Below are 20,373 nucleotides of genomic sequence, written 5' to 3' on the forward strand. Positions count from 1 at the left end.
AAGTATTGGCGGGCGAAGGCTATGGTGCGGATGTCGTTTCGGCGGGCGAGATGAACCGCGCGCTGGCCGCGGGCGTACCCGCCAAGGATATCGTCTTTTCGGGCGTCGGTAAAAGTGCCGAGGAAATGGTTGCGGCGCTCAAGGCCGGTTTGGGCCAGTTCAATATCGAATCCGAAGAAGAAGGCCGCGAACTGGCGGCGATTGCCGAAACATTGGGTTATCGCGCCGATGCCGTATTGCGGATCAATCCCGATGTCGACGCGCAGACCAATGCCAAGATTTCGACCGGCAAGGCGGAAAACAAATTTGGCCTCGGCCTGCATCAGGCGCAAGGCATATATGCGCGGCTGGCGGCTCTGCCGGGCCTCAACATGCGCGGTGTTGCGCTGCATATCGGCAGCCAGCTGCTCAACCTCGAACCGCTCGAAACAGCCTTTGGCAAGATCGGGAAGCTGATTACCGACCTGCGTAACGCAGGGCACAGCATCACCCATGTCGATCTCGGCGGCGGGCTGGGAGTCCGTTACAAAGAAGGTGATAATCCTCCCCATCCCGATGAATATGGCGAAATGGTTGCGCGCGCCACCAACGGCTGGAATGTCCAGCTGATGTTCGAACCCGGCCGCGTCATCTGTGGCAATGCCGGTGTGCTCGTCACCAAGGTAATCCGGGTGAAACCGGGATCAGGCAATGTGCCCTTCGTGATCGTCGATGCAGCCATGAACGATCTCGCCCGTCCAGCTCTATATGACGCATGGCATGATTTTGAGGCGGTCGAGCCCAAGGGCAATCGCTTTACTGCCAATATTGTCGGCCCGGTTTGCGAGACCGGCGACACATTTGCGATGGCGCGCGAAGTCGATGTGGTGCAGGCGGGCGATCTGGCCATTTTCCGGACCTGCGGTGCCTACGGGGCCACAATGGCAAGCACCTATAACAGCCGAGGGCTGGTGCCCGAGGTGCTGGTGAGCGGCGATCGCTATGCCGTGGTGGCAGAACGTATCGTACCTGCGACGATTCTCGACGCCGAACATGTCCCCGACTGGCTGGCCTGATTAAGCGATGAATCAGCTGCCGCTTTTCATCTCGATCCGCGGCAAACCCGTCATCCTGCTTGGTGAGGGCGATGCGGCTGATGCCAAGCGCCGCCTGATCGAGCGCGCAGGCGGAATCTGCGTCGGCGAAGACAACGCGAAGGCACGGATTGCCTTTGTCGCCATCGAAGATCGGGGTGCTGCAGTTGATGCCGCTGCACGGTTGAAATCGCGCGATCTGCTGGTCAATGTCGTTGATCAGCCGGAGCTGTGCGATTTCACAACGCCCGCCATCGTCAATCGCGATCCATTGCTTGTTGCTATAGGTACCGGAGGGGCTTCGGCGGGGTTGGCCAAAATGGTACGACAGGCTATCGAGCGCGTTCTGCCTGCAACTGTTGGAGAGCTTGCGCTTCGCCTGCAATCCATGCGGGATCAGATGCGCGCACGTTGGCCCGATGGGGCGGACCGGCGACGTCAGCTTGACGCGGCGCTTGCCTCCGGCGGAATGCTCGATCCACTGGACCCGAACAGCCCGGGCCGGATCGAAAACTGGCTGGACTTTGACGGCGTTCTTCCAGCCTCGAATGTCGTGGTGATCGACCTGCGCTCTTCCGATCCCGAAGATCTCACGCTGCGTACCGCACGCCTGCTAGGCCAAGCCGACCATATCTTTATCGACGGACCGATAAGTGACGGTCTGGTCAATCGTGCACGGGCCGATGCCGTTCGCCACGTCGGCGCGCCAGGCAGCAATTTACCATCGGGTCTTGTCATCCACCTGCGGCTGCGCCACGAATTGGCCAATGATTGAAATCTCGCGAGACAGCCCTTTATTGTTTTTCGGCTGCGGCAATATGGGCCGCGCGATGCTTGATGGCTGGATTGCGGGCGGCATCGATCCCGCAGCTTTCATCGTTATCGATCCGATGGCCCAATCTCTTCCCGATGGTGTTTCGCATTTTACAGATGCTTCACAAGTTCGACGGAAAGTCGGTGTCGCACTGATCGCCGTCAAACCGCAAATTTTCGGACAAATTGCCGGCCAGCTTGAAGCGATATTGTCCGCCGACGCGCTGCTGCTGTCGGTTATGGCAGGGGTTCGTGTTGAAACATTGCGAGCCGCATTGCCCGGCCGAAGGGTCATGCGCCTGATGCCGAATCTTGCCGCTGCTTTGGGCAAATCACCGCTGGGCCTGTTCGATCCCTCCGGCGACGCTGTGCTGCGGGGAGAAATCGAAGCACTGCTCAACCCCTTGGGCACCCCAGTGTGGATTTCCGAAGAACATTTGATGGATGCAGTCACAGCTCTCGCGGGTTCGGGTCCGGCTTTTGTCTACCGCTTCATCGACGCGCTGGCAAAGGCCGGAGAAGCGCTGGGCCTTGAGCCAGCGGTTTCAGAAGAACTGGCCAAAGCGATGATTGATGGTGCTGTCGATTTGGCTGTGAGCTCCGATACCAGTGCCGAAGAACTGGCACGACGCGTTACCAGCCCGGGCGGGACTACCGCTGCAGGACTGGCTGTCCTCGACGATGGACTACAGCAGCTGTTGAATGAAACGCTGAGAGCCGCCCGCGATCGCGGCGTCGAATTGTCGAAGCCCGACTGAGGCAAATAAAAAGGCCACAGCCCCTAGAGACTGCGGCCCTTTAGATTTCAGCTGATGGGTATCAGCGATAGAAAATATGATTGTCGATCGAGCCGATGCGCTTCAGGCGCCAACCGGGTGATACATGGCGCGCGTGGAAGAACAGGGCGCCTTCAACCGGGCTTTTCCAGCTATCGTTGAGCGCGATCTGGCTGATCGCCACAGCATTGCGCCAGTGCAGGCTGCCGGTGTTGATGGCGGGCATCCGTCCACCACGGACGAACGAAAACTGGCTCTTCTGAAATACGACACCGCATAGCGAAGTAGGGAAACGGCCCGATTTCGCACGTGCCATCACGACGCGCGCAACGGCGAGCTGGCCTTCGAGCGATTCGCCCTTCGATTCGAAGTATACCGCGCCCGCCAGGCAGCGTTCTTCTGCGTTCAACTCGTCGGGCGCGCCATGTGCGCGAACCAGTTCTGAAAGGCTGTCAGCCTTATTGATTTCATTGTCCTCGGCGACAGGCTCTACATCACGCACGTCAGCGTCCGACACGCCAGTGCCTGGGGTGAACATCACATCGCCATTTGGAAGTTTGGTCACCGAAACTGTTCCGGTGGTCGCCGCAGTCACCGCGGCCTGGTCTGCTGCAAGGACGGTCGGATCAATCGCGATCGTCTGCGCTGACAATTTTTCGCCATTTGAAGCGCCGAATGCAAAACCGGCGTCCGAATAAGCAGCTCCGCCGAGTAGCGTGAGCGAAACAACCGCAGCAGGTGCGGTCTTGAGGAGGAATTTCATTATGTCTGTTCGTTGTGCGGCTGTGTCGCCAATGACGCGCGGTTGGTACTTTGCTTATATGTGCGTCAAATCTTCCACGTCCGACTTGCGTGTTTGCCCTGTTCCACCCCAGAACGTGCAGGCAACCTTCGCTATCTGTGCGCGCGCATCTATTGTGCGGCGCAACAATGTCAATTCATCGATGCCAATATGTCGGTGAACCGTTCTGCAGACGGGACGTCCAGTTCCAAAATCCAGATATCCGGGTCTCGTGCGGCCCGACGATCAAGAAATTCGGATATTTTCTCTTCTTTTTCAATATCTTCTATAGTTACTTCGGACCATTCCCCTGCTCCGTCAAAGCTGGGAAACCTTTCAAAAAGGGCTGGATTCTGCCCTTTTTCGCGCCGCAGCAGAAGGACCGCACCTGCTATCCGGTCACCTTTGCGCAACACAGCTGCAAAGCCACCATGGGCCGCAGCTTGCCGGATCAAACCGGACACCAACATGTGCGAAGCGAGCCTTGGCTCGATCATGGGAACGCCATGCGCATGCCGTCAGGCGGCATCGCGCTCCTCAATCGGGCTGAGCAGCGCGAACAACGCGCCGGCATCCTTGGCACCGCGCAACTGGGCGCAGCTCGCCTCGTCGCGGAACATACGCGATACTTCGGCCAATGCCTTCAGATGCGAAGCCCCGTCATGCACAGGCGAAAAGAGCGCAAAGGCCAGATCGACCGGCTCGTCATCCACCGCTCCATATTCAACCGGCTTGATCAAGCGTACGAAAACACCCGCTGGTGCATCGATCCCATCGACCTTGCAATGTGGAATCGCGGTGCCGCCGCCAAAGCCCGTCGGGCCCAAACGTTCGCGCTCCAGCAGTCCTTCATGGACCACAGATGCATCGACGCCGTAATTTTCGGCGGCCAGCTTCGAAACGGTGTCGAGCAGGCAATTTTTGTCGGCGCATTCGATGTCAGCGAGTACCGCGCCATCGACCAACCGGGTCGTTATACGAATCATCATTATACCCCATTGCGCCGGTGAACCTGCACCGAGGCAATATTCAAATCATTGATCCCTAAAGTGAATATGCTTTGACTTAGGCCGATGTCAGGGTGTGGATTTCGGTTCAACCCACCCGATCGTGCCGTCTTCGCGGCGGTAAACCATATTATGCCTCCCAGTGCCAGCGTTTTTGAAGAGCAGCGCGGGCGTGTTGCGCAAATCCATCAGCATCACGGCGTCCGAAACGCTCGATTCGGGGATGTCGACGCTCATCTCGGCGACGATTACAGGGGCTTCGGGTGGCGGGGCTTCGGCTTCAACGTCACCGGCATCAAAAACGGTATACGCCGCCTCTTCCTGCCGCTGCGCATGTGCCGTCTGCTCATGACGGTCCTGAAGGCGACGCATATAGCGGCGCAATTGCTTTTCGATTTTTTCGGCTGCGCCATCAAATGCCAGATGCGCATCTGATGCTTCACTCCGTCCTTTGAGGATCAGGCCTTGCATCACATGGACGATGATGTCGCAGGAAAATTTGTCATGCGGTGCGCGGCCAACCGTTGCCTGCGCAGAAAGAGCCTTGGAGAAATATTTGTCCGCAATCCCGCCCAAACGGGATTCGACATGGGTTCGAAGCGCTTCACCGGTTTCCAACTGATGCCCTGAGACCCTTATATCCATGGTTCTTCTCCTTATTTGGGCCGTTCCAAAAGAAACGGCTGTTAATCACTTGGCGAAAACGCGCGTCTTTCCTCTTCAGTCCAGAGCGCATCCTTGATGGTGGCGACAAAAGCGCGATGGCGCTCCAGCTCGTCAGGTTGAGGTTGGTGTGATCGCGGGCTGCGAAAGAGCCGGTCGGTGCGGACCAGCGAAATCCGTGTAGCTTCGATCTCGATGCTGGTGGTCGCTGAATCGCCAAGACCAAGGCCGATTTGCCGCCCTCCGGTCAGCTCAATGTAAAGCTGGGCGAGCAATTCGGCGTCGAGCAGGGCGCCGTGCTTGGTGCGGTGGCTCCGATCAATGCCATAACGGGTGCAGAGCGCGTCGAGCGAGAGCTTCGCGCCCGGATGCTTTGTTCGCGCAATCGCGATGGTGTCGACCATGCGCCCCATATCGATCGCCGCGCGACCGCAGCGTTCAAGCTCCATATTGAGGAACCCGAAGTCGAAACTTGCATTGTGCGCGACCAGCGGGCTGTCACCGAGAAATTCAAGCAGGGAGTCGGCCTGACTGGCGAAAAGTGGCTTGTCCGAAAGGAATTTGTCGGAAAGCCCGTGCACCGCTTCGGCGGCAGAGGGCATGCCCCGTTCAGGGTTGAAATAACAGTGGAAGGTTGCGCCGGTCATCACCCGTCCGACCATTTCGATACAACCGATCTCGACCATCCTGTCTCCGGTCAGCGGGTCGAAACCGGTGGTTTCGGTATCGAAAATAATCTCTCGCATTCTATCGATTCATATCGGCCTATTTATGTGAGTCTGCAAGGCTTCCGCGCAGATTTTTAATCAGCATGCGCACCTGTTCGCGCGTATCGGCAATGCTGATACCGGTGTCGATGACAAAATCTGCGCGCTTGCGCTTCTCGGCATCGGGCATTTGCAACGAGAGAATATGTTGGAATTTCTCGATCGTCATGCCTTCGCGGGCAAGCGCCCTTCGGCGCTGTTGGTCAGAGGGCGCCGAAACCACCAATATTTTGTCGACACCCTGATGTCCGCCCTTTTCAAACAGCAGCGGGATGTCGAACAGGACCATCGGTGCATCACGATGGGCCTCAAGGAAATCGGCACGCAACTTACCCACTGCAGGGTGTATAATGCCTTCAAGCTTTGCCAACTTTTCTTTGTCGGCCAGTACAATCGGACCCAGTTTCAGGCGATCAACGCCTTGCGGACCGGTGGTACCTGGAAAGGCTGCCTCGATCTCGGTGACCAACGCCCCACCCGGACCCTGCAACTTATGCACCGCTGCATCGGCATCAAAATGCGGGATATCTTCGTCGACGAACATTTGCGAGACGGTCGATTTCCCCATCGCAATCGAACCAGTAAGGCCGAGGATGAGCGGACGTTTTCTGGTTTCGGTCATTTGAGCAACAACGCACGCAATTCGTCTTCGCAATCGGCGGGTGGCGCCTGTCCGAAGAACAGTTCAAAAGCAAAAGCTGCCTGTCCGATCAACATGTCGAGCCCGTCAACCGTATCGAGACCAAGACTGCGCGCTTGCTTCAGCAGACTGGTTTCAAGCGGTGAGTAGACAATGTCATAAACCACCGCATCCTCGGGCAATGGGGACAGGTCAATTTCTAGTGGCGGCTGACCGGTCATACCCAGCGGACTTGAATTCACCAGCAAGTCGACTGGCGGCACGGATGCATCCATTTTGAGCACCTGCCCCTTCAGCCCGAAATGGCTCAGTAGGGCTGCCGCCTTCAAAGGGCTGCGCGCCAGGATCGTCACCGAACCGATATCGGCCTGCGCCAGCGCAAACAGGATCGCGCGGGCTGCTCCACCTGCGCCGATGACAATAGCATCGCGATGCGCCCATTCATCCTCTGAAATCGGGGCGAAAAATCCGGCCGCATCGGTGTTGGTTCCTACCAACTCACCCTTTTCACCGCGAAAGACCGTGTTGATAGCGCCTATGGATTGCCTCACCCCGCCGGGGTCGGTGACATGATCTAGTGCGGCAATCTTGTGTGGAATCGTTATGTTGCACCCGCGCCAATCGGGGTTGCCGCGACGGCTATCGAAATAGGTGGCCAGATCTTCTGTAAGCACATGATGCGCCCTGTAATCAGCAACGATACCAAGCTTCTGTAACCAGAATCCGTGAATCAATGGCGATTTGCTGTGCTTGATCGGGTCACCGATCACTTCGGCATAAGCAGTCATGACGCCATCTCCTTTCGCTCGCGCAGATAGGCGAGCAGGGGCAGTAACGGCAATCCCATGATGTCGAAATAATCCCCCTCTATCCGTGTAAACAACTGCGCGCCCTCTCCCTCGATCTGGTAACAGCCGACACAATGGCGGATCTCGTTCCAGTTGCGCTCAACATAGGAATCGATGAAAGCCGGACTCAATGGCCGGACATGCATCCGGACAACGCCTATATGCCGCCAGACCGGTTGACCCGATTGGGCAACGACTATTGCGCTGAACAGGCGGTGGCTGCAGCCGGCCATTTGTGCCAGTTGCGCCCTGGCCCTTTCCGGGCTGTCTGGCTTGTCGAAAAGCGGACCTTTATCGAGTGTCAGAGTCTGATCTGCACCGATCACCAGCGACTCCGGATATTTTGCGGACAGCTTGACCGCTTTGGCCTCAGCAAGCGCATCGGCAATATCGCGCGGCCCAAGACCTTCATCCTGCAGGCTTTGCTTGATGGCATCCTCATCAACCATCGGCGTCATGGCGTCAAATGATAATCCAGCATTATCAAGTATTTGTTTTCGAGAAACGCTCGTCGAAGCCAATATGATGCGGGTCAAACGGGTGCACCCTCTCCGCTCGCCACATCACGCACCTGCCGTTCGTTGAACAGATTGATGATCGCGGCCGCGCTTTCCTCAATCGACCGGCGGGTCACATCGATTACGGGCCAACCATTGTCGCCAAATATGCGCCGGGCAAAAGCGATTTCTTCCTTCACCTTGTCTTCAGCAACATAATCGGTGTCAGGTAACAAGGCCGACAACCATCGGATGTTTGAGAGTGTAGAGCGCGGGAGGCGGCGGCGATTCCGGAACCAACGGGATATTGGCAGTTTTATAGCCGCGATTGGCAAGGTAGATACTGGTCGGCGTTTTCGAGGTTCGCGAGACCCCGGCCAGCACGATATCAGCCTCTTCCCATTCATGATGGTTGAGCCCGTCATCATGCGCAATGGTATATTGGATCGCCTCGACCCGGGCGAAATAGGCGGCATCAAGCGCATGTTGCCGCCCCGGTCGTGCTTTTGCCTGTTGCCCCAATATGCCGGACAATGCATCGGTTACCGCGTCCAACGCCGCAACGGTCGGCAAACCAAGTGAGCGGCATCGATCTTCAAGCTTTTGACGCATCGCGAGATTGACCAGCGTGAACAGCACCAAACCTGGATTTGCCGCAACATCGACAAGGATCCGATCAAGATGCGCTTCTGACCGCACCATGGGCCAGAAATGTTTGACGACATCAACCTCGTCGAACTGGGCAAGCGCAGCCTTCGCGATATTTTCCAGCGTTTCGCCGGTGGAGTCCGAAAGCAGATGAAGATGGATGCGGCTTTGCAATGAAATGTCCTTCCCGCACAGCTTTGTGGGCAGCTTGGGGATAAATCAAGGGATGAAAATGGGCACGGTTTTTGTGCCTGTCGTGTCCCGACTCTCTATCGGATTCGGGCACAGTTCATCCACAGCCGGAAAGTGCATTCCACAGCCTGTGAATAACGGGGAAAGTGAATCCCGAATCGTCAGGATTCAAGCAGGCCACAGAGTCAATATGTTGGCAAAAGAAAGATATGTGCCTAAGGGCCACACTTGCCCACAGCGCATCATATTTCATCATCCTTATATCTATTATTTATTTGTTGGATTCTTGCATGGCGACCGAATTGCCCAATCGAAAACTGCTTGCCGTATTGCGAGGGGAAAAGTTCGATATGCCTCCAGTCTGGCTCATGCGTCAGGCTGGTCGCTATTTACCTGAATATCGCGAACTGCGTGCGGAGAAGGGCGGTTTTCTTGAACTCGCTTATGATAGCGATGCGGCCTGCGAAATCACCTTGCAGCCGATCCGCCGTTTCGGCTTTGATGGCGCGATCCTGTTTTCTGACATACTCGTCGTGCCGCATGCCATGGGGCAGGATCTGTGGTTCGAAACGGGGGAGGGTCCGCGGTTGGCCCCCAAGCTGTCCGAAAACGACTGGCGCGATTTTACCCCTGCCCCAGAACGGCTGGAGCCAGTTTATGAAACGGTACGGAAGGTTCGGGCTGCTCTACCGGCCGAAACCACCTTCCTGGGCTTTGCAGGAAGCCCCTGGACCGTTGCAACCTATATGGTGGCCGGGCAGGGCAGCAAGGACCACGCGGAGACGCGTGCACTGGCTTATTCTGACCCGCAAAAGTTCGGTGAACTGATTGACGCCATAACAGCAACCACCATTGATTATCTGTCAAAGCAGATCGAGGCAGGCGTTGATGCGGTGCAGCTGTTTGATAGCTGGGCTGGTTCGCTGAGCCCGGCGCAGTTCGAACGTTGGGTGATAGCGCCTAATGCAAAGATTGTTTCAGAGCTGCGCAAACGCCATCCGGAAACCCCGATCATCGGCTTTCCCAAAGGAGCGGGTGCCAAACTTGTGGCCTATGCGCAGGAGGTAAAGCCTGACGCGATTGGCCTTGACGAAACAGTCGATCCGGTCTGGGCGAATGCTTCACTACCCGAAGGATTGCCGGTGCAGGGCAATCTCGATCCGCTTGCATTGATGGCCGGAGGCGAAGCTTTGGAAGACGCAGTCGCGCGGATTTTGGCTGCCTTCGAAAACCGCCCGCATATTTTCAACCTTGGCCATGGCATTTTGCAGCATACCCCCATTGCGCATGTCGAAAAGCTGCTTAATTTGGTCCGCGGGGGATAACCAAGGCGGATTCCCGAATGACGGAAACCATCGCATTGCTCTATTTCTGGCTTAAATCGGCGCACATCATTTTTGTCATCTTCTGGATGGCCGGGCTGTTCATGCTGCCGCGTTTCTTTGTCTATCATCAGGAAAGCCCAGAAGGGTCGGAAGAGGCCCAGCGCTGGGTTGAACGAGAGCGGCGTTTGGTTCGGATCATCCTCAATCCGTCGATGGTTATCGTTTGGGTCGTCGGCCTCTTGCTCGCCTGGCATATTTCGGCGCTCAGCGAAGGTTGGTTTCATGCCAAGCTGCTCGCCGTGCTCGGCCTATCTGCCTATCATGGCTGGATGATCGGCTACGCAAAAAAGCTGGCCGCAGGTGAGAGACCATTGGGGGGCAAGAAATTGCGCATTCTCAACGAAGTTCCGGGAATAGCTGCAGCGATCATTGTCATATTGGTTGTCGCCAAGCCGTTTTGACCGGCATTGACTATTTGACCTCAAAGATCTAATTAAAAGGCCAAGCCCGTCCTGGGCGTGAGGCGCATTCCTCTTTTCAACGACAGCGCCATCGACCTTTCCATATCCCGCCGGCAGCTCTTTACGCCGGCAGTCTAATTTCCAGCGGAACACGCACATGCATTTAAAAGACCTCAAAAACAAAAAACCTGCCGAACTCGTCTCGATGGCTGAAGAGTTGGAGATCGAGGGAGCCTCGACCCTCCGCAAGCAGGACCTGATGTTCGCTATCCTGAAAGAGATGGCGGACGATGGCGAGCAGATTATCGGCGAAGGCACAATCGAGGTTCTTCCCGACAGCTTTGGCTTCCTGCGTTCGCCAGAGGCCAATTATCTCGCTGGACCCGACGATATCTATGTATCACCCAATATGGTCCGCCAATATGGTTTGCGTACCGGTGACACCGTTGAAGGCGAAATCCGCGCACCCAAGGATGGCGAACGCTATTTCGCGCTCACAAAGGTCCTCAAGGTCAATTTCGACGATCCCGATGCAGTTCGCCACCGGGTCAATTTCGACAACCTGACGCCGCTCTATCCGGACCAGAAGCTGACCCTCGATACGCTCGACCCTACCGTCAAGGACAAGTCTGCCCGCGTCATCGATATCATCAGTCCGCAGGGCAAGGGCCAGCGCGCGCTGATCGTCGCGCCACCGCGCACCGGTAAGACGGTGCTGCTGCAGAATATCGCCAAGGCGATCACCGACAACCATCCCGAAGTCTTCCTAATCGTTCTTCTCATCGATGAACGCCCCGAGGAAGTCACCGACATGCAGCGCAGCGTGAAAGGTGAGGTCGTCTCCTCAACCTTTGACGAGCCTGCAACCCGCCACGTCCAGGTCGCCGAAATGGTAATCGAAAAGGCCAAGCGCCTTGTCGAGCACAAGCATGATGTCGTCATCCTGCTAGACTCGATCACCCGCCTCGGCCGCGCCTACAACACCGTGGTGCCCTCGTCGGGCAAGGTTTTGACCGGTGGTGTCGATGCCAACGCCCTGCAGCGTCCAAAGCGCTTTTTCGGTGCGGCGCGCAATATCGAAGAGGGTGGTTCACTCTCGATCATTGCCACCGCGCTGATCGACACCGGCAGCCGCATGGACGAAGTGATCTTTGAAGAATTCAAGGGCACGGGTAACTCCGAAATCGTTCTCGATCGCAAGGTCGCCGACAAGCGTATCTTCCCTGCACTCGATGTCGGCAAATCGGGCACCCGTAAGGAAGAGCTGCTGGTCGAGAAGGACAAGCTCACCAAAATGTGGGTCCTGCGCCGCATCCTGATGCAGATGGGCACCGTCGACGCGATGGAATTCCTGCTCGACAAGATGAAGGATTCGAAGACCAACGAAGACTTCTTCGATTCGATGAACCAGTAAGACTGGACTGCGCATGATAATTGAACATGCGCTTTTACAAGTTCGGCCCGGCGAGGAAGCAGCTTTTGAGTTGGCGATGGCAAATGCCAAGCCACTGATTGCCGCTTCGCCGGGCTTTCAGGGAATCGAGGTTCGTCCAGCAGCCGAAAAGCCAGGGCTTTATCTGCTGCTCGTGCGTTGGGATTCGATTGCCGACCATCGCGACGGATTCCGCAATTCGGATCGCTATCAGCAATGGCGAGCCTTGCTCCATTCCTTCTATGACCCTATGCCGAGCGTCGACTATTTTGAGGATCCGTTGTGATTGAATTGTTTTTTGCCAGCGCCGCTGCTGTCCCTTCTCTGGGTGGACCCGCCGAAATCTGGGCGGCTATCGTCAAGGACTTTTCGAACATAGGTTCGCCCTCGGCGCTGACCGCATTCTTGCAGGTGTTGATGATCGACATCGTGCTTGCGGGGGACAATGCCATCGTCGTCGGTGCGCTTGCCGCCGGCCTTCCGGCTGACCAGCGTAAAAAGGTGATCGCCATTGGTGTGATCGCCGCGTTGGTGCTGCGCGTTGCCTTTGCGCTCATGGTGACATGGCTGCTGGGAATCGTCGGGCTGATCTTTGCGGGCGGCGTGTTGCTGCTTTGGGTGGCCTGGCGGATGTACCGCGACATTGGCGCAGATCATGGTACCGATTCCCCCGGCTCTCCCGAAATTGCGGGTGACGAGGATTCGGGTATCAAGCCTGCGAAAAGCTTTGTCGGTGCCGCTTGGGCTGTAGCCATAGCCGACGTGTCGATGAGCCTCGACAATGTGCTCGCGGTTGCTGGAGCGGCAAAGGACCATCCCGGCATCATGATCGTCGGCCTCGTCTTTGCAGTCGCCTTGATGGGAATCGCCGCCAACATCATCGCCAAATATATCGAACGCTATCGCTGGATCGCGTGGATCGGCCTTGCTGTCATCGTCTATGTAGCGATCAAGATGATCTATGATGGCTGGATGGATCCGCAGCTGGGTCTCGGCAAGTTTGTCGCTCCATTTATTGGCGGTTGAGTCCAGTTACATGGTCGACCCCTGGACCGAACAGCCGGTACTCGAGGGCAGCCATGTGCAATTGCGACCCATGGTTCGCAGCGACGGACCAGCCATCGTTGATGCTGCGAGCGACGGCAAGCTGTGGGAGTTGTTCTACACAATTGTCCCTGGTCCGGAGTCGATTGACGCCTATCTCGACAACGCCGAACGCGATCAGGGCTGGGGACGAAGCATGCCCTTTGCGGTGATTGATAAGGCGTCGGGTAAGCTCGTAGGCTCCACTCGCTACATGCGGATGAATGCGCCGCATCGCCGACTTGAAATAGGCACCACCTTTTACGCCAGTCGGGTGCAGCGGACGTCAATTAACAGCGAAGCCAAGCTATTGCTCCTGACGCACGCCTTTGAAGCGATGGACTGTGTTTGCGTGCAGTTTCGCACTGACCATTTCAATTTCGCGTCTCAGCGGGCGATAGAACGGCTGGGGGCGAAGCGCGACGGTTTGATCCGCAACCACATGATTCTCGACGGGCGCGTTCGCGATTCGGTGCTTTATTCAATCCTCGCCAATGAATGGGAAGGCGTGAAGCGCAATCTGCAGATGAAGCTGGCGCGTGGTTAGCGGCTAGCCCAAATGCGCGCGGAAGAACGCTAAAGTCCGTGAATCCGCCAGTTGCGCTCCTTCTTCATCACGACGATTGCCCATCTCGGCTGCAAATCCATGATCGAGCCCGACATAGTCGTGCAAGACGACTTTGGGGTGCCCGTCTAGCCCGGCATGGATGGCTGCCTGCGCTTCGGGGCCGACAAAATGGTCGGCGGTGGGGATATGCAGCATCAGCGGGTTGGCGATGGCGTGGCTTTCATTGAGCATGGTATCAATCATGACGCCATAATAGCCGACTGACGCGTCCACATCGGTGCGTGCAGCGGCCATATAAGCAAGGCGACCCCCCAGGCAGTAGCCGACGCAGCCAACTTTTTGCACGGCTGGCGCGCCCAGTTCGCCGCGGCGGATGGCGTGGATCGCGGCTTCGATATCCTTTACCCCGTCATTGGGTTCATATTGCCCGAAATATCCGAAAGCTTCCTGCAGCTGGGCCTCTACATCGGGATCGAGCTCGACGCCCGGCGCAAAGCGCCAGAAGATGTCGATGGCGACGGCCAGATAGCCGGCCTCTGCCCAATTTTCGCATTTCTGCCGGATTCCGGGATTCACACCGAAGATTTCCGGAATGACAATGATGGCCGCCTTTACCTCGCCTTCGGGCTTGGCAACATAGGCACCGAACAAGGCATCTTCATCAAATGCGCGAATCTTTGTCATTTCACCCATGAGCTTGCTCCTGAAATCAAAAAATTGCCCCTGTCGCTTATGCGACTATAGTGCGGCCGACAATCGGGTATTATCGCTGTAAGGCAGGGAGGCTAACCATGAAATTCAACATCGAAGTCGATACCACCCCTGAGGAAGTCCGCCGCCTGATGGGGCTGCCCGATCTTTCCGAAGTGCATGAAGTCTATCTCGATAAACTGAAAAAGGTTGCTGACAAAGGTCTTACGCCAGACATGGTGCAAGGCATGATCCGCAACTGGGTGCCGATGGGAGACCAGAGCATGGACTTCATCAAAAGCCTGATGGGCGGATTGGCCGGTGGCGGCCTGGGCGGCAAGGACAAGAAGTAGATTTCAGCTATGGACAGCGTTGATACAATCTTCGCGCTGTCCAGCGGCGCACCGCCTGCTGCAATTGCGGTGGTACGCATCAGCGGGGCTCAAGCTTTTAAGGCAGTCAGGCTAGTTGCGGGTAATTTACCTCCGCCGCGCAAGGCAGCGCTTCGGACCCTCAAAAGCCCTGCCGACGGGGAATTGCTTGATCAAGCCCTGGTCCTGATCTTTCCCGGTCCAGCAACGGCGACGGGGGAGGACCTCGCCGAGCTCCATCTCCATGGCGGGCGCGCAGTCGTTCGCGCGGTCGAAACTGCGCTGTCAGAAATCGATGGACTGCGCCGCGCAGAAGCCGGCGAGTTCACCCGACGCGCTTTTGCCAATGGCCGAATCGATCTCAACGAAGCTGAGGGGCTGGCGGACCTGCTATCCGCCGAAACCGAATGGCAACGGCGAGCGGCCGCGTTGATCGCGGGCGGGGCATTCAGCCAACAGGTAGAAGCGTGGCGCGATGCCCTGCTGCGGCTGGCTGCGATGCTTGAGGCTGAACTGGATTTCTCCGACGAAGACGATGTTGGAGAGCAAGAATATTTAATAATATCAAATGGATGTGTCGAACTTCATGACGCCATTGCGGACCAGTTGAAGTTCCCGCCGGTCGAAAAATTGCGCGATGGTTTGCGCGTCGTCTTGGCTGGCCCGCCCAACAGCGGTAAATCTACCCTGCTCAACGCACTGGTGGCGCGCGAGGCAGCGATCGTTTCCGATATTGCAGGTACGACGCGCGATCTGATTGAGGTGCCGGTCGCGTTGGAGGGGATTCCATTCCTGTTCACCGATACTGCTGGTTTGCGCGATGACAGCGGGGATGTCGTCGAGACGATTGGCATAGAAAGAGCGGAGCGAGCTATAGCGGATGCCGACATTGTGCTGTGGCTGGGCGGCGAGGGTGAGGGCCCGAGGCATGCTAATCTGATCGAGATCGAAGCCAAGGCTGATGTCGCAAATCATGTTCGAAAGGTGGATGCCATAGTGGTTTCTGCCAAAAGCGGTCAGGGGATGCTGGAACTTATAGCTTCATTGGTCTCGAAAGGCCGGGACATGCTGCCTCCGCCGGATGCCTTCGCACTCAACCAGCGGCAACGGTATTTGCTGCGCGATACGGCTTTGTTTTTGTCGCATGCGAGCAAGGCCCATGATCCCTTGATTATGGCGGAAGAGTTGCGGCAGGCGAGGTTAGCGCTGGATGCGCTGACCGGGCGGGCTAGCACCGAGGATATGCTAGACGCGCTGTTTGGAAGATTCTGCATTGGCAAATAGGCGTTGTTCCACGTGGAACATCTTCGACTTGTTTTGACCCTTAGCGCTGGGTGCGCTATGCGGCCGGGCAATGAGCAATCGGGCAGATACGGATTTTGACGTTGTCGTAATCGGCGGCGGGCATGCAGGCGTGGAGGCGGCTACCGCCGCAGCGCGCATGGGCGTACGCACCGCTTTGGTCAGCTTTGCCCGCGATACAATTGGAGCCATGTCTTGCAACCCTGCGATTGGGGGTTTGGGCAAGGGACATCTCGTTCGCGAGGTGGATGCCTTTGACGGTTTGATCGCGCGCGCAGCAGACGATGCGGCCATCCATTATCGCATGCTCAACGCCTCAAAAGGCGCCGCAGTGCAGGGCCCGCGCATCCAGGCCGACCGGAAATTGTTCAAGGCATCGATACATAGGCAAGTATCGGCGACACCCAATTTGACGGTGATCGAGGGCGAGGTGGCCGCTCTGCGTTTCCAAACGGGTAGCGAACGCAAGGTGGCGGGCCTTGATCTTTCGGATGGGACGGCATTGGCGGCAAAGGCCGTCATATTGTGCACGGGTACCTTTCTGGGCGGAACGCTGTTCCGTGGCGAAGAACGGATAACCGGCGGGCGCATTGGCGAGCAGAGTGCGTTGAAACTGGCCGAGCAGGTGCGCGGGGCAGGGCTGCCCATGGCACGACTGAAAACAGGCACGCCGCCTCGGCTGGATGGCCGGACGATCAATTGGGCCATTCTCGACGAACAGCCATCCGACGGCGAAAAATGGACAATGTCGGCGATGACACCACATCGCCATGTGCCCCAGCTGTTCTGCGCGATCACCCGCACCAACGCACAAACCCACGACATCATTCGCGCTGGTCTTGATCGCTCCCCCTTGTTTGGCGGTGCGATCCAAGGGCAGGGCCCGCGCTATTGCCCGTCAATCGAAGACAAGATTTTCCGCTTTGGCGATCGCGAGGGCCATCAAGTTTTCCTCGAACCAGAGGGTCTCGATAGTCATTTGATCTATCCCAATGGCATCTCGACATCGCTGCCCACCGACGTCCAGCTCGCTATGGTGCGGTCGATGCAAGGCCTCGAGCAGGTCGAGATGGTGGTTCCGGGATATGCCGTAGAATATGATTATATCGATCCTCGGGCGCTCGACCGGACGCTGAAAGTTCAAGACTTTGAAGGACTTTACTGCGCCGGACAAATCAATGGCACAACCGGTTATGAAGAAGCGGCAGCGCAAGGTCTGGTTGCGGGGATGGGCGCGGCCAGTGCGATGCTGGGCAGAGAAATGCCGGCGCTGGACCGCTCCAACAGCTATATTGCCGTGATGGTGGATGATCTCGTACTGCATGGTGTCACCGAGCCTTATCGAATGCTTACAGCGCGTGCCGAGTATCGACTGCGTCTGCGGGCCGATAATGCCGCAACTCGGCTCACTCCGCTGGGAATTGAAGTGGGGGTAGTCGGTGTTGAGCGTCGGGCGCAATTTCATGCAAAGGCGGCGGAGAAAGCTCGTTTGTCGGCAGTTCTACAAGCCAGCGCCACTGCGGATCAACTCATTGCTGAAGGTATTCCTGTAAAGCGGGATTCCGGCAAGATGCCGATTATTGATTGGCTTCGTTTCCCTGATGTAAGCCTGTCTGAACTTTTGCGTGTCGTACCAGCAGTCGAGGATGTTTCACGTGAAACAACATTCGACTGGTCTGATGATGTTATAGCAGAGCTCGAGCAAGACGGTCGCTATGCCCCATATGTCGACCGGCAGGCAGCGGAGTTGCGGGATCTTGCTGCGAATGAACGGATCCGAATCCCGGACAATATGAACTATCGGACTATCGCCGGACTTTCGAATGAAATGGTCGAACGGCTCGATAGTGCGCGGCCAGACACATTGGCTGCTGCAAGCCGCATACGCGGGATTACACCTGCCGCGCTCGCAGCGATTCTGGTTCATGCGAAACGCGCGCAAGCAAGCGACAAGAAGGCTGCATGACAGAGGATGAAGCCCGGACCTGGCTAGAGCAGAATTTCAATGTTTCACGTGGAACATGGGAGAAGCTCGAGGCGTTTATCACCTTTCTCAAGGCGGAGGCAGAAAGGCAGAACCTCATCTCTGCATCGACACTCGACCACATCTGGGCAAGGCACATAGTCGACAGTGCGCAATTGCTAATGTTCGCGCAATCCCAACCAGGCCAATGGATAGACCTTGGCTCGGGTGCCGGTTTTCCAGGTATTGTCGTTGCATTGCTCAGCGATTGGCATGTGGTTCTGGTCGAATCACGTGCCAAGCGCATAGAATATCTCAACCGGGCCGTCGTCTTACTTGGTCTTGAAGGTCGAGCGACAGTTGCCGGAATGCCTATCGAGCGTGTCGAGACGCAAAAATTTGATGTCATCAGCGCGCGTGCATTCGCGCCTCTTTCCAAATTGCTCGATTTATCCGCTCGATTTTCCACAGATAAGACAAAATGGCTGCTGCCAAAGGGTCGAAATGCGGTTAATGAGCTTGAGGAAGCCCGAAAGGCGTGGGATTTGGACTTTTCGGTCGAACCCAGCGTGACCGACCCCGAAGCAGGGATTTTGGTGGGCACAGTGCGCGGAACCAATATTCAGCCCGCATCCGGGGCTATAGCTGGTGCTGCGGCGAAAGGACGGCGGAAGAGATGATCCGGATCGCCATTGCGAACCAGAAGGGCGGCGTCGGCAAGACGACGACAGCCATCAACCTTGCAACAGCTTTGGCTGCCTGTGGCCGCCGCTGCCTGCTGATTGATCTTGATCCGCAAGGCAACGCCTCAACCGGTCTCGGCGTGAAATCATCTGATCGTGAATATAGCAGCTATAATCTGTTGATGGGTGAAGCCACGCTGGCCGAAGCGGTAGCTGGAACAATGATCCCGGGCCTTGATATCCTACCGGCGACGGTCGACTTGTCGGGCGTCGAGGTCGAGTTGGTCGATCATCCCGATCGCGCGCACAAATTACAAAGAGCGTTGGCAGTCGAGGAAAGCCGCTGGGATGTCTGCCTGATCGATTGCCCGCCTTCGCTGGGCATGCTGACGATCAACGCGTTGGTGGCCGCGGATTCGATCCTTGTTCCCTTGCAATGCGAATTTTTTGCGCTGGAGGGATTAAGTCAGCTTTTACAAACAGTTGAGCGCATTCAAAATCGCTTCAACTCGTCGCTGTCGATCCTGGGTGTGGCGCTCACCATGTTCGATCGCCGCAACCGCCTGACCGACCAGGTGGCCGAAGATGTACGCAGCTGTCTGGGCGATCTGGTGTTCGAAACCGTGATCCCCCGTAATGTCCGTCTTTCTGAAGCGCCGAGCCACGGGTTACCGGCCCTGATTTACGATCATCGCTGTTCAGGCTCGGAAGCCTATATGAGTCTTGCGCGCGAATTACTGGCGCGCTTGCCCGCACAGGAGATGGCAGCATGAGCGAAGGGGAAAAGCCGCTGCGCAAGAAAATGGGGCTGGGCCGGGGCCTTGATGCGCTTCTGGGCGAAGTATCACTTGATCGCAGCGCAAGCCGCGTCGCCGGCGGCGGTGAGCCTGCCGCTATTGGCGCAGCGCAACCAACAGACGGTGTTTCAACGATTGCCGTTGCCGACATCCATCCTAATCCCGCCCAGCCGCGCCGCCATTTCAGTGAGGAATCGCTGCAGGAGCTGGCCGCCAGCCTCAAACGTCACGGCTTGATCCAGCCGATATTGGTGCGTCCGCATGGCGGCAGCTATCAGATTGTCGCAGGCGAACGGCGCTGGCGTGCAGCGCAAAAGGCGCAGCTCCACCAGGTCAAGGCAATCGTCCGCGAGCTATCCGATGAAGAAACGCTCGAAATCGCACTGATCGAGAATATCCAACGGCAAGATCTCAATCCGATCGAAGAGGCCGAGGCCTATCGAAAGCTATGCGACGATTTCGGCCATAGCCAAAGCGAACTGGCAGCGATTGTTGAAAAATCGCGGAGCCATGTGGCGAATATGATGCGCTTGCTCGACCTGCCGACGCTGGTACGTGATTTGGTGATCGAAGGTAAACTGTCGATGGGCCACGCCCGTGCTCTGCTGGGGGCTGAAGACAGCGCGCGGCTTGCTGCGGTTGTTGTCAAACAGGGCTTGTCCGTGCGCCAGACCGAAGCGCTGGTTCGTCGCACACATGTTGAAGAAGGCAAGGCGCCCAAGCCACGTGTGCAGCTGGGGTCGACCAGTGATGCGGATATTCGTGCCGTCGAACAGCATTTGGGCGACCTTTTGGGGCTCAAGGTAAAGATCGCGCACAAAGGGCAGGGTGGCGCCGGTGCAGTGACTTTTGAGTATCGCAGTCTCGACCAGCTCGACATGCTTTGCCAGCGGCTGACCGGTGAACAATTCTGACGAAAGTTCTACATTTCCGTAGAAATTCACAGCCCCCAATCGATGCGTTAACGCATTAACTCCATAAGATATAATGATT

At 57.0% G+C, this 20,373-nt stretch carries 24 protein-coding genes and 1 pseudogene; 15 read left to right on the forward strand and 10 right to left on the reverse strand.

Features of this window, described 5'->3' with window-relative positions; all coding sequences use genetic code 11:
- The 3 genes from lysA to proC form a co-directional block, all read left to right on the forward strand.
- Positions 1 to 1,055: diaminopimelate decarboxylase (gene lysA / locus Q0239_RS16635; protein ID WP_298604930.1), on the forward strand; the 1,055-nt coding region annotated here is incomplete at its 5' end.
- A gap of 7 nt (positions 1,056 to 1,062) precedes the next feature.
- On the forward strand, positions 1,063 to 1,848 hold the full coding sequence (locus Q0239_RS16640) for a bifunctional precorrin-2 dehydrogenase/sirohydrochlorin ferrochelatase (protein ID WP_298604932.1): 786 nt from the start codon (positions 1,063 to 1,065) through the stop codon (positions 1,846 to 1,848).
- Positions 1,841 to 2,644, forward strand: coding sequence for a pyrroline-5-carboxylate reductase (gene proC / locus Q0239_RS16645; RefSeq protein WP_298604934.1), 804 nt, complete (start codon positions 1,841 to 1,843; stop codon positions 2,642 to 2,644). Before Q0239_RS16640 ends, proC begins: the two co-directional genes overlap by 8 nt.
- Positions 2,645 to 2,705: 61 nt before the next feature.
- On the opposite strand, the gene Q0239_RS16650 is transcribed toward proC, so the two are convergent.
- The 9 genes and pseudogenes from Q0239_RS16650 to Q0239_RS16690 all read right to left on the reverse strand — a co-directional run bounded on the left by Q0239_RS16650 (position 2,706) and on the right by Q0239_RS16690 (position 8,693).
- Positions 2,706 to 3,425 carry a cell wall hydrolase gene (locus Q0239_RS16650; protein ID WP_298604936.1) on the reverse strand — a complete coding sequence of 240 codons (720 nt, stop codon included), beginning with the start codon at positions 3,423 to 3,425 and terminating at the stop codon, positions 2,706 to 2,708.
- Positions 3,426 to 3,595: 170 nt separating this feature from the next.
- A complete protein-coding gene (locus tag Q0239_RS16655) occupies positions 3,596 to 3,940 on the reverse strand; it encodes a DUF1491 family protein (RefSeq protein WP_298604938.1) in 345 nt (114 codons plus the stop codon).
- A 21-nt stretch (positions 3,941 to 3,961) separates the two neighbouring features.
- Complete coding sequence (locus tag Q0239_RS16660; protein WP_298604940.1) at positions 3,962 to 4,432, reverse strand: PTS sugar transporter subunit IIA; 471 nt, start codon at positions 4,430 to 4,432, stop codon at positions 3,962 to 3,964.
- An 87-nt stretch (positions 4,433 to 4,519) separates the two neighbouring features.
- The gene (raiA, locus tag Q0239_RS16665; RefSeq protein WP_298604943.1) at positions 4,520 to 5,095 is read right to left on the reverse strand and encodes a ribosome-associated translation inhibitor RaiA; all 576 of its coding nucleotides are present in this window, start codon (positions 5,093 to 5,095) and stop codon (positions 4,520 to 4,522) included.
- A gap of 41 nt (positions 5,096 to 5,136) precedes the next feature.
- Positions 5,137 to 5,859, reverse strand: a complete 723-nt coding sequence (gene dnaQ, locus Q0239_RS16670; protein ID WP_298604945.1) for a DNA polymerase III subunit epsilon — start codon at positions 5,857 to 5,859, stop codon at positions 5,137 to 5,139.
- Positions 5,860 to 5,878: 19 nt separating this feature from the next.
- The gene (gene coaE, locus Q0239_RS16675) at positions 5,879 to 6,502 is read right to left on the reverse strand and encodes a dephospho-CoA kinase (RefSeq protein WP_298604947.1); all 624 of its coding nucleotides are present in this window, start codon (positions 6,500 to 6,502) and stop codon (positions 5,879 to 5,881) included.
- Positions 6,499 to 7,308 (reverse strand): shikimate dehydrogenase, encoded by an 810-nt coding sequence (aroE, locus tag Q0239_RS16680; protein ID WP_298604949.1) that lies wholly within the window; start codon positions 7,306 to 7,308, stop codon positions 6,499 to 6,501. The genes coaE and aroE overlap by 4 nt, the downstream gene beginning before the upstream one ends.
- Complete coding sequence (locus tag Q0239_RS16685) at positions 7,305 to 7,904, reverse strand: Maf family nucleotide pyrophosphatase (protein WP_298604951.1); 600 nt, start codon at positions 7,902 to 7,904, stop codon at positions 7,305 to 7,307. Before Q0239_RS16685 ends, aroE begins: the two co-directional genes overlap by 4 nt.
- A pseudogene (locus tag Q0239_RS16690) lies at positions 7,901 to 8,693 on the reverse strand (pyruvate, water dikinase regulatory protein). The gene Q0239_RS16685 and the pseudogene Q0239_RS16690 overlap by 4 nt, the downstream one beginning before the upstream one ends.
- Positions 8,694 to 8,995: 302 nt before the next feature.
- Between Q0239_RS16690 and hemE the strand changes: the two are divergent.
- The 6 genes from hemE to Q0239_RS16720 all read left to right on the forward strand — a co-directional run bounded on the left by hemE (position 8,996) and on the right by Q0239_RS16720 (position 13,553).
- On the forward strand, positions 8,996 to 10,030 hold the full coding sequence (gene hemE, locus Q0239_RS16695) for a uroporphyrinogen decarboxylase (protein WP_298604953.1): 1,035 nt from the start codon (positions 8,996 to 8,998) through the stop codon (positions 10,028 to 10,030).
- 17 nt (positions 10,031 to 10,047) lie between these two features.
- Positions 10,048 to 10,491 (forward strand): CopD family protein, encoded by a 444-nt coding sequence (locus tag Q0239_RS16700; RefSeq protein WP_298604955.1) that lies wholly within the window; start codon positions 10,048 to 10,050, stop codon positions 10,489 to 10,491.
- 157 nt (positions 10,492 to 10,648) lie between these two features.
- Entirely contained in the window at positions 10,649 to 11,905 is a 1,257-nt protein-coding gene (gene rho / locus Q0239_RS16705) for a transcription termination factor Rho (RefSeq protein ID WP_298604957.1), read from the forward strand.
- Positions 11,906 to 11,918: 13 nt separating this feature from the next.
- Positions 11,919 to 12,209: an antibiotic biosynthesis monooxygenase gene (locus Q0239_RS16710; RefSeq protein WP_298604959.1), complete on the forward strand. Its 291-nt coding sequence runs from the start codon at positions 11,919 to 11,921 to the stop codon at positions 12,207 to 12,209.
- Complete coding sequence (locus Q0239_RS16715) at positions 12,206 to 12,949, forward strand: TerC family protein (RefSeq protein WP_298604961.1); 744 nt, start codon at positions 12,206 to 12,208, stop codon at positions 12,947 to 12,949. Before Q0239_RS16710 ends, Q0239_RS16715 begins: the two co-directional genes overlap by 4 nt.
- A gap of 10 nt (positions 12,950 to 12,959) precedes the next feature.
- Entirely contained in the window at positions 12,960 to 13,553 is a 594-nt protein-coding gene (locus Q0239_RS16720; protein WP_298604963.1) for a GNAT family protein, read from the forward strand.
- Between the two features lie 3 nt (positions 13,554 to 13,556).
- Here the strand turns inward: Q0239_RS16720 and Q0239_RS16725 are convergent, their stop codons facing one another.
- Positions 13,557 to 14,267, reverse strand: coding sequence for a dienelactone hydrolase family protein (locus Q0239_RS16725; RefSeq protein WP_298604965.1), 711 nt, complete (start codon positions 14,265 to 14,267; stop codon positions 13,557 to 13,559).
- 98 nt (positions 14,268 to 14,365) lie between these two features.
- On the opposite strand from Q0239_RS16725, the gene Q0239_RS16730 reads away from it, so the two are divergent.
- From Q0239_RS16730 to Q0239_RS16755, 6 genes are all read left to right on the forward strand, one after another.
- Positions 14,366 to 14,617, forward strand: coding sequence for a DUF6489 family protein (locus tag Q0239_RS16730; protein WP_298604969.1), 252 nt, complete (start codon positions 14,366 to 14,368; stop codon positions 14,615 to 14,617).
- A gap of 9 nt (positions 14,618 to 14,626) precedes the next feature.
- Positions 14,627 to 15,919, forward strand: a complete 1,293-nt coding sequence (gene mnmE, locus Q0239_RS16735; RefSeq protein ID WP_298604972.1) for a tRNA uridine-5-carboxymethylaminomethyl(34) synthesis GTPase MnmE — start codon at positions 14,627 to 14,629, stop codon at positions 15,917 to 15,919.
- Between the two features lie 70 nt (positions 15,920 to 15,989).
- Positions 15,990 to 17,903: a tRNA uridine-5-carboxymethylaminomethyl(34) synthesis enzyme MnmG gene (gene mnmG / locus Q0239_RS16740; RefSeq protein ID WP_298604975.1), complete on the forward strand. Its 1,914-nt coding sequence runs from the start codon at positions 15,990 to 15,992 to the stop codon at positions 17,901 to 17,903.
- Positions 17,900 to 18,580, forward strand: coding sequence for a 16S rRNA (guanine(527)-N(7))-methyltransferase RsmG (gene rsmG, locus Q0239_RS16745; RefSeq protein ID WP_298604978.1), 681 nt, complete (start codon positions 17,900 to 17,902; stop codon positions 18,578 to 18,580). Before mnmG ends, rsmG begins: the two co-directional genes overlap by 4 nt.
- Positions 18,577 to 19,356, forward strand: coding sequence for a ParA family protein (locus tag Q0239_RS16750; protein WP_298604980.1), 780 nt, complete (start codon positions 18,577 to 18,579; stop codon positions 19,354 to 19,356). Before rsmG ends, Q0239_RS16750 begins: the two co-directional genes overlap by 4 nt.
- The gene (locus Q0239_RS16755) at positions 19,353 to 20,294 is read left to right on the forward strand and encodes a ParB/RepB/Spo0J family partition protein (protein WP_298604982.1); all 942 of its coding nucleotides are present in this window, start codon (positions 19,353 to 19,355) and stop codon (positions 20,292 to 20,294) included. The genes Q0239_RS16750 and Q0239_RS16755 overlap by 4 nt, the downstream gene beginning before the upstream one ends.
- The last annotated feature ends 79 nt before the right edge of the window (positions 20,295 to 20,373 follow it).

Origin of the sequence: uncultured Sphingorhabdus sp. (genome assembly GCF_937872355.1) — a bacterium.
GTDB lineage: Bacteria > Pseudomonadota > Alphaproteobacteria > Sphingomonadales > Sphingomonadaceae > Sphingorhabdus_B.

What these genes read in the sequence shown, in the direction of transcription:
- hemE (WP_298604953.1), top strand. Translation starts at nt 8,996, where the DNA reads ATGGCGACCGAATTGCCCAATCGAAAACTGCTTGCCGTATTGCGAGGG.
- dnaQ (WP_298604945.1), bottom strand. Translation starts at nt 5,859, where the DNA reads ATGCGAGAGATTATTTTCGATACCGAAACCACCGGTTTCGACCCGCTG.
- mnmG (WP_298604975.1), top strand. Translation starts at nt 15,990, where the DNA reads ATGAGCAATCGGGCAGATACGGATTTTGACGTTGTCGTAATCGGCGGC.
- rsmG (WP_298604978.1), top strand. Translation starts at nt 17,900, where the DNA reads ATGACAGAGGATGAAGCCCGGACCTGGCTAGAGCAGAATTTCAATGTT.
- Q0239_RS16725 (WP_298604965.1), bottom strand. Translation starts at nt 14,267, where the DNA reads ATGGGTGAAATGACAAAGATTCGCGCATTTGATGAAGATGCCTTGTTC.
- Q0239_RS16720 (WP_298604963.1), top strand. Translation starts at nt 12,960, where the DNA reads ATGGTCGACCCCTGGACCGAACAGCCGGTACTCGAGGGCAGCCATGTG.
- Q0239_RS16655 (WP_298604938.1), bottom strand. Translation starts at nt 3,940, where the DNA reads ATGATCGAGCCAAGGCTCGCTTCGCACATGTTGGTGTCCGGTTTGATC.
- Q0239_RS16650 (WP_298604936.1), bottom strand. Translation starts at nt 3,425, where the DNA reads ATGAAATTCCTCCTCAAGACCGCACCTGCTGCGGTTGTTTCGCTCACG.
- mnmE (WP_298604972.1), top strand. Translation starts at nt 14,627, where the DNA reads ATGGACAGCGTTGATACAATCTTCGCGCTGTCCAGCGGCGCACCGCCT.
- Q0239_RS16660 (WP_298604940.1), bottom strand. Translation starts at nt 4,432, where the DNA reads ATGATGATTCGTATAACGACCCGGTTGGTCGATGGCGCGGTACTCGCT.
- coaE (WP_298604947.1), bottom strand. Translation starts at nt 6,502, where the DNA reads ATGACCGAAACCAGAAAACGTCCGCTCATCCTCGGCCTTACTGGTTCG.
- raiA (WP_298604943.1), bottom strand. Translation starts at nt 5,095, where the DNA reads ATGGATATAAGGGTCTCAGGGCATCAGTTGGAAACCGGTGAAGCGCTT.
- rho (WP_298604957.1), top strand. Translation starts at nt 10,649, where the DNA reads ATGCATTTAAAAGACCTCAAAAACAAAAAACCTGCCGAACTCGTCTCG.
- Q0239_RS16640 (WP_298604932.1), top strand. Translation starts at nt 1,063, where the DNA reads ATGAATCAGCTGCCGCTTTTCATCTCGATCCGCGGCAAACCCGTCATC.
- Q0239_RS16700 (WP_298604955.1), top strand. Translation starts at nt 10,048, where the DNA reads ATGACGGAAACCATCGCATTGCTCTATTTCTGGCTTAAATCGGCGCAC.
- Q0239_RS16710 (WP_298604959.1), top strand. Translation starts at nt 11,919, where the DNA reads ATGATAATTGAACATGCGCTTTTACAAGTTCGGCCCGGCGAGGAAGCA.
- Q0239_RS16750 (WP_298604980.1), top strand. Translation starts at nt 18,577, where the DNA reads ATGATCCGGATCGCCATTGCGAACCAGAAGGGCGGCGTCGGCAAGACG.
- proC (WP_298604934.1), top strand. Translation starts at nt 1,841, where the DNA reads ATGATTGAAATCTCGCGAGACAGCCCTTTATTGTTTTTCGGCTGCGGC.
- Q0239_RS16730 (WP_298604969.1), top strand. Translation starts at nt 14,366, where the DNA reads ATGAAATTCAACATCGAAGTCGATACCACCCCTGAGGAAGTCCGCCGC.
- aroE (WP_298604949.1), bottom strand. Translation starts at nt 7,308, where the DNA reads ATGACTGCTTATGCCGAAGTGATCGGTGACCCGATCAAGCACAGCAAA.
- Q0239_RS16755 (WP_298604982.1), top strand. Translation starts at nt 19,353, where the DNA reads ATGAGCGAAGGGGAAAAGCCGCTGCGCAAGAAAATGGGGCTGGGCCGG.